Consider the following 5,985-nt stretch of genomic DNA (forward strand, 5'->3'; position numbering starts at 1 on the left):
GCGGCCGGGTGCTCCCCGGTCCGCCGGGCGCCCGTCCCGCACCCTTTCCCTACGATGCTCCGCATGAAGGAAACCTCCCGCCAGCTGCTGTGGGAGCGGCGGAGCCAGACCCCGCTGCTCGTCCTCGCGGTGGCCTTCGCCGTCGCGTACGCGGTGCCGATCGTCGCCCCGGACGCGGACCCGTCCGTGCACCGGGCGTGCACGTACGCGGAGTGGGCGGTGTGGGGTGCCTTCGCCCTCGACTACCTCGTGCGGCTGGGCCTGACGCGCAACCGGCTGCACTTCGTGCGGACGCACTGGCTGGACCTGGCGGCGGTGGTGCTGCCGCTGGTGCAGCCGCTGCGGCTGCTGCGGCTGGTGGCGACCCTGCTGCTGGTGGGGCGGCGGGCGCGGATGGCTCCGCAGGTCCGGCTGACCACCTATGTGGCGGGGGCCGTGGTGGGGCTGCTGATGTTCGGCTCGCTCGCGGTGCTGAGCGTGGAGCGGGACGCCCCCGACGGGAACATCAGGAACCTGGGCGACGCGGTGTGGTGGTCCTTCACCACGATGACCACGGTCGGGTACGGGGACCACTCCCCCACCACCGGTCTGGGCCGGGTGCTGGCGGTCGGGCTGATGCTGTCGGGGATCGCGCTGCTCGGTGTGGTGACGGCCAACATCGCCGCCTGGTTCATCGCCCGCTTCGAACGGGACGACCAGGCGGAGCGGCTCCAGCTGGCGGCGATCCGGGAGCTCCAGGAGGAGGTGCGGGCACTGCGCGCCGAGGTCGCGCTGCTGGGCGGCGGCGGCCCGGGCCCGATGCCCGCCCAGGCCGCCTCCGGCACCTCCGCCGTCTCCGGCGTCTCCGGCGTCTCCGGCGTCTCCGCTGTCTCCACCGAGGAGCAGGCCGGGGCTACCGCTCCCAGATCTTGAACGCCTTGATCTGGAAGGCGGACTGCGGCAGCCACGTGCCGTCGCCCGGGTAGGTCTGGAACTCGCCGGTCTCCGCGCACTCGGCCGACTGGTACGTGGTGACCGGGCGCCCGGTCCGGTTGATCAGCGACTGGTAGGCGGGGCCGGCGGGCAGGGCGGTGCAGCTGTTGATGTCGAGGGTGCTCAGGTCGTACACCTGCTTGGTGCCCTTGAAGTCCGGTTTCGCCCACAGGCACAGCTGCCCGGTGGCGCAGGGCGGCCCGGCCGCGTGGGCCTGGCCGGCCGTGCCGGGGACGAGGGTGGCGGCGGCCAGCAGGGCGGCGGCGAGGATGGTGGCGCGTGCGGTGCTCCACGTACGCATGACGGGGTCAACTCCTCCTTGACGGACGGGCTCCGGACTCCTTCCGGCGCTCCGTCGACACCACGCTGACCTGCGGCGACGGCCGGGCGGAAGGGGCTGCGGGCGGTTCCACCCTGATAGGCGACAGCCCCGCCGGAACCGTCCGGTGGGGCTGTGGCGGGCGCGGGGTTGACGTACCCGTAACGCGTCGGCGGGCTGATCAGATGTGGGCCGCCGCGCCCGCGCCGGCGTCGGCGTTCTGCCCGCGCTTGGTGAAGCAGGCCACGACCGCGGCGAGGACGGCGACGACCGCGGCGCAGGTGAAGGCCGTGCTCATGCCGGACACGAAGGTGTCGTGCGCGACGCCGGCGATGGTCTGCGCCACCGGCTCGGGCACTCCGGGCGGGACGGGTGCGATGCCGACCTGTACGCCCTTCTCCGCGAGTTCGAGCTGGTCGGGGGTGAGCGGGGGCAGGCCGGCGCCCTGCCAGTTGTCCCCGAACGTGTCACCCACCTCGGCCGCCATGACCGCTCCGAGGACGGCGGTGCCGAGGCTGCCGCCGACCTGCATGGCGGCCTGCTGGAGGCCGCCCGCCACACCGGACAGCTCCAGCGGGGCGTTGCCGACGATGACCTCGGTGGCGCCGACCATCACGGGGGCGAGGCCCAGCCCGAGGAGGGCGAACCAGAGCGACATGGTGAGCGTGCCGGTGCCGGGGGTGAGCCGGGCCATGCCGAAGCAGGCGGCTGCGGTGGCGACCATGCCGGCCACGAGCGGGATCCGCGGGCCGACCTTGGTGATGGCGGCGCCGGCCAGCGGCGAGCCGACGATCATCATGCCGGTGAGGGGCAGCAGGTGCAGGCCGCTGTCGACCGGGCTCATGCCGTGCACGTTCTGCAGGTAGAAGGTGACGAAGAACAGGCCGCCCATGAAGGCGAAGGCCATCAGCACCATGAGCACGGTGCCGGCGGACAGCGGCAGCGAGCGGAACATGCCGAGCGGGATCAGCGGCTCGGAGACCCTGGTCTCCCAGACGGCGAAGAGCACGAAGCACAGCAGCGAGGCGCCGAGGAAGAGCAGGGTCCTCGTGTCTCCCCAGCCCCACTCGGCGGCCTTGATGAGTGCCCAGATCAGGGAGAACATCGCGGCCGACAGCAGCACGATGCCCGGCAGGTCGAAGGAGCGCGGGGCGTTCTCGGCCCGGTGGTCGAGCAGGATGACCAGGCCGAGGACCAGCGCGATCGCGCCGACCGGCACGTTGACGAAGAAGACGGACTGCCAGCTGACGTGCTCGACGAGCAGGCCGCCGACGATGGGTCCGGCGGCGGTGGAGGCGCCGATGACCATGCCCCAGATGCCGATGGCCATGTTGAGCTTCTCGGCGGGGAAGGTGGCGCGCAGCAGGCCGAGGGCGGCCGGCATCAGCAGGGCACCGAAGAGGCCCTGGGCGACGCGGAAGCCGATGACGAGCCCGACGCCGGTGGACAGGCCGATCGCCGCCGAGGAGAGCGCGAAACCGGCGATGCCGATGAGGAAGGTCTGGCGGTGCCCGAAGCGGTCGCCGAGCTTGCCGGCGGTGATCAGGGAGACCGCGAGGGCCAGCAGGTAGCCGTTGGTGATCCACTGCACCTCGGCGAGGCTGGCGCCGAGGTCCTTCTGGATCGCGGGGTTGGCGACGGCGACGATCGTGCCGTCGAGGGTGACGACCATGACGCCGACGGCCACCGCGAGCAGGGTGAGCCAGGGGTGGCCGCGCAGACCGGCGCGCGCCGCCGGATCCGGGCCCGTTTCCTTGGCGAGCGTGATCTGACTTGTCATGCGAACAGGCTAGTGACAGTCGCTGACACTTCACAAACGGCTTAACGCGACAGCGGCTGTCAGGTCCGTCACAGGTACCCTGACCGCTTACTCAGCGTCAGATCAGGATCAGAGAGGACCCCGCGGCGATGACCGACCAGCGGCCCGCGCCGGCGGCCGGACTGCGCGAGCGCAAGAAGCGCCGCACCCGGGACGCGCTGCTGCGCGCCGCCCTGCTGCTGTTCGTCTCGCAGGGCTACGAGCGGACCACGGTCGACGAGATCACCGACACCGTCGAGGTCTCGCAGCGCACCTTCTTCCGGTACTTCGCCAACAAGGAGGAGGTCGCCTTCGCCGTGCAGGACGTGGTCGAGTCCCACTTCCTCGCCGCCCTGCGGACCCGGCCGGCCTCCGAGGCCCCGCTGGAGGCCCTGCGCAACGCCGTGCTCGTCTCCTGGGACACCGTCGAGGAGGCCATCTCCGACGTGGTGCCCGTCGACCTCTACATGCGCAGCTACCGGCTGATCGAGTCCACCCCGGCCCTGCTCGCCGTGCACCTGCGGCGCTCCACCGAGCTGGAGGAGGAGATCGCCCGGCTGATCGCCGCGCGGGAGGGGCTCGACCTGGACGCCGACCCGCGGCCCCGGGTGGCGGTGGCGGCGTTCAGCGGCGTGATGCGCGTCACGGGGCGGCTGTGGGGGCAGGGCGAGGACACCAGCGTGGCCGCGATCCGGCGGATGACCGTGGCCCACCTCGACCAGATCGGCCCGGCCCTGGCGGAGGACTGGCGCCGGGCGCCCGTGGCGGGCTGATCCGGGCCCGGGCGGCGCGGTCCGGTGCGGGTCCGGACACGTCCAGAAGAGGCACCGCGGGCGTGGTTCCGGGAGTGGTTCCGGGCACACCCGTCGCGCCCGCGCGGGCCCCAGAGCCACAACAGAGCGTGATCGGCGGGGAGATGTGTCCCACGACCGGCCGTGAGCCCGGTCACCCGGCGCGCCGCAGCCTCCACCGGTCTCCTAGTCTGGCTCCAGTGAACCTGCCCGGCCGCCCCGCCCCCACCACCCCGGACGCTCCCGAGCGCCCCGCCGCCCTGCGCATGCTGCTCGCGCTCGGCGTCGTGTTCCTGATGCTGGCGACGACCGGCTGGACCGCCGTGCACCGACCCGACGCCGGGATCCAGGCGCGGGCCGCCGAGCTCGTCGCGTGGGCCTCGGCCCGGATCGACGGCCGGCCGGTACCGCCCGCCGACGCCCCCGTACGGACGGTCGCCCGCTTCTTCGCCGACCTCGACGGCGCCCAGCGGGGCCACCTCGCCGACGGCTACCCGCTCGTGGTCGGCAACCTCGACGGGGTCCCCGCCGAGCTGCGCTACCGGGCCAACCGCCGCTCCCTGGCGCTGGCCGCGCGGCTGGAGGAGTCCCGGGGACGGGACGTCGCCCTGACCCCCGCCGACCGGAGCACCGCCGTCCGGCGCGCGCACCGCTTCGAGTCCCTCGCCGAGCCCGGCCGGCAGATCCTCGTCTTCGACCCCACCGGCGGCGGCCTCGTGGCCGAGGTCTTCGGCGACCTCTCGGCGGCCCGCCGGGTCTCGGTGGTCGTCCCCGGCGTCGACACCGACGCGCTGACCTTCGAGCGCTCCCAGCGCCGCCTCACCGCCCCCGTGGGCATGGCCCGTTCCCTCTACGAGGCCGAGCTGTCGACCGCGCCGGCCGGCCGCACCGCCGTCATCGCCTGGGCCGGCTACACCGCCCCCACCGGCGTCGGCGTGGACGCCGCCACCGGCAGGCTCGCCGTCCAGGGCGCCGCACGGCTGGAATCCCTGGCCGCGGCCCTGCCGGGGGACGCGAGCGTGGCCCTGTTCTGCCACAGCTACGGCTCGGTGGTCTGCGGCGTGGCCGCGCACCGGCTGCCCGGCCGGGTGACCGACCTGGTGGTCGCCGGCAGCCCCGGCATGCGCACCGAGAACGTGGCCGGGCTGAACACCTCGGCCCGGGTCTGGGCGATGCGCGACGAGGGCGACTGGATCTCCGGCGTACCGCACATGGAGGTCGGCGGCCTGGGCCACGGCGCGGACCCGGTCTCCCCGGCCTTCGGCTCGCGGCTGCTGTCCTCGGAGGGCGCCAGGAGCCACACGGGCTATTTCGAGCCAGGCACGGCCTCGCTGGACAACTTCGCCAAGATCGGAACCGGCGCCTTCGGTTCCGTCGCGTGCGCGAACGGGAGCGACGACTGCCGCCTCGGAATTTCCGCCACGGACGGTGACTGACGGGGGCATCCCCCGCCGCGGACCCGTAGCAAGCAGAAAAATCGGGCCGGAAGACGAGGGGGACGCGCGGGGGTGCGTCCCTTTACCATGTGCCGCATGGGTGACGTACTGGCCGGAAATCATGCCGTCTGGGAGTTCGACTCGGACTCGGTGCTCATCCGCTTCGCACGGGGGATGCGAACTCCACGGCTCTGGCACGCGCTGGGCGAGCGCCGGATCCCCCTGGAAGCGTTGTCCGGGGTGGACGTGAGCGCCGCCGCCGGGGCGATGGGCCGACGGGACACGGTGGTGCTGCGCGCCGTCCCGCGCGCGGGCGCCGATCCGCTGATGGAGGCTGCCGCCGGGCAGCTGAAGGAGGTCTGCGACCCGTACCGGCTGGTGCTGCCCGGGGACCGGGCGCCGCAGGCCGCCGACTTCGCCGACGCCGTGCGCGAGCGGCTGGCGCCAGGCTGCGACGAACCAGCCGACCGCTTCCTCGTCGAGGTGCCGCAGCCGCCGCTCCAGCTGAAGGCGTACGACGCCCGGCTGGGCTTCGACGGCTCCGCGGTCACCTTCCACTGGTCCCGTACGGGTGCCAGCAGCGTCAAGTGGCGGGCGGGCGACCAGCGTTTCGCGCTGGCCGAGCTGTCCGGCGTCGAGTGGGCCTCCCCGGACCGCCCCGGCGGCGGG

The 5,985-nt window shown here is 73.6% G+C and carries 6 protein-coding genes; 4 read left to right on the forward strand and 2 right to left on the reverse strand.

Annotated features, from left to right (window positions below):
* Positions 1-63: 63 nt before the first annotated feature.
* A complete protein-coding gene (locus SSNG_RS11000) occupies positions 64-912 on the forward strand; it encodes a potassium channel family protein (RefSeq protein ID WP_007263897.1) in 849 nt (282 codons plus the stop codon).
* Here SSNG_RS11000 and SSNG_RS11005 read toward each other — a convergent pair.
* Both SSNG_RS11005 and SSNG_RS11010 read right to left on the reverse strand, forming a co-directional pair.
* Positions 893-1,273: a peptidase inhibitor family I36 protein gene (locus tag SSNG_RS11005; protein ID WP_007263898.1), complete on the reverse strand. Its 381-nt coding sequence runs from the start codon at positions 1,271-1,273 to the stop codon at positions 893-895. The two genes, SSNG_RS11000 and SSNG_RS11005, sit on opposite strands and share 20 nt — an antisense overlap.
* Before the next feature lie 199 nt (positions 1,274-1,472).
* On the reverse strand, positions 1,473-3,071 hold the full coding sequence (locus SSNG_RS11010; RefSeq protein ID WP_007263899.1) for an MFS transporter: 1,599 nt from the start codon (positions 3,069-3,071) through the stop codon (positions 1,473-1,475).
* Between the two features lie 128 nt (positions 3,072-3,199).
* Between SSNG_RS11010 and SSNG_RS11015 the strand changes: the two genes are divergently transcribed.
* The 3 genes from SSNG_RS11015 to SSNG_RS11025 form a co-directional block, all read left to right on the forward strand.
* Positions 3,200-3,862 carry a TetR family transcriptional regulator gene (locus tag SSNG_RS11015; protein WP_007263900.1) on the forward strand — a complete coding sequence of 221 codons (663 nt, stop codon included), beginning with the start codon at positions 3,200-3,202 and terminating at the stop codon, positions 3,860-3,862.
* Positions 3,863-4,146: 284 nt separating this feature from the next.
* Positions 4,147-5,316: an alpha/beta hydrolase gene (locus SSNG_RS11020; RefSeq protein ID WP_042803296.1), complete on the forward strand. Its 1,170-nt coding sequence runs from the start codon at positions 4,147-4,149 to the stop codon at positions 5,314-5,316.
* Positions 5,317-5,412: 96 nt separating this feature from the next.
* Positions 5,413-5,985, forward strand: a 573-nt coding sequence (locus tag SSNG_RS11025; RefSeq protein ID WP_128636925.1) for a DUF4429 domain-containing protein, incomplete at its 3' end; no start/stop codon positions are given.

Origin of the sequence: Streptomyces sp. C, from assembly GCF_000158895.1 — a bacterium.
Classification (GTDB): Bacteria; Actinomycetota; Actinomycetes; order Streptomycetales; family Streptomycetaceae; genus Streptomyces; species Streptomyces racemochromogenes.

Coding starts and splice junctions, on each gene's coding strand:
- SSNG_RS11000 (WP_007263897.1), top strand. CDS start 64: ATGAAGGAAACCTCCCGCCAGCTGCTGTGGGAGCGGCGGAGCCAGACC.
- SSNG_RS11005 (WP_007263898.1), bottom strand. CDS start 1,273: ATGCGTACGTGGAGCACCGCACGCGCCACCATCCTCGCCGCCGCCCTG.
- SSNG_RS11010 (WP_007263899.1), bottom strand. CDS start 3,071: ATGACAAGTCAGATCACGCTCGCCAAGGAAACGGGCCCGGATCCGGCG.
- SSNG_RS11015 (WP_007263900.1), top strand. CDS start 3,200: ATGACCGACCAGCGGCCCGCGCCGGCGGCCGGACTGCGCGAGCGCAAG.
- SSNG_RS11020 (WP_042803296.1), top strand. CDS start 4,147: ATGCTGCTCGCGCTCGGCGTCGTGTTCCTGATGCTGGCGACGACCGGC.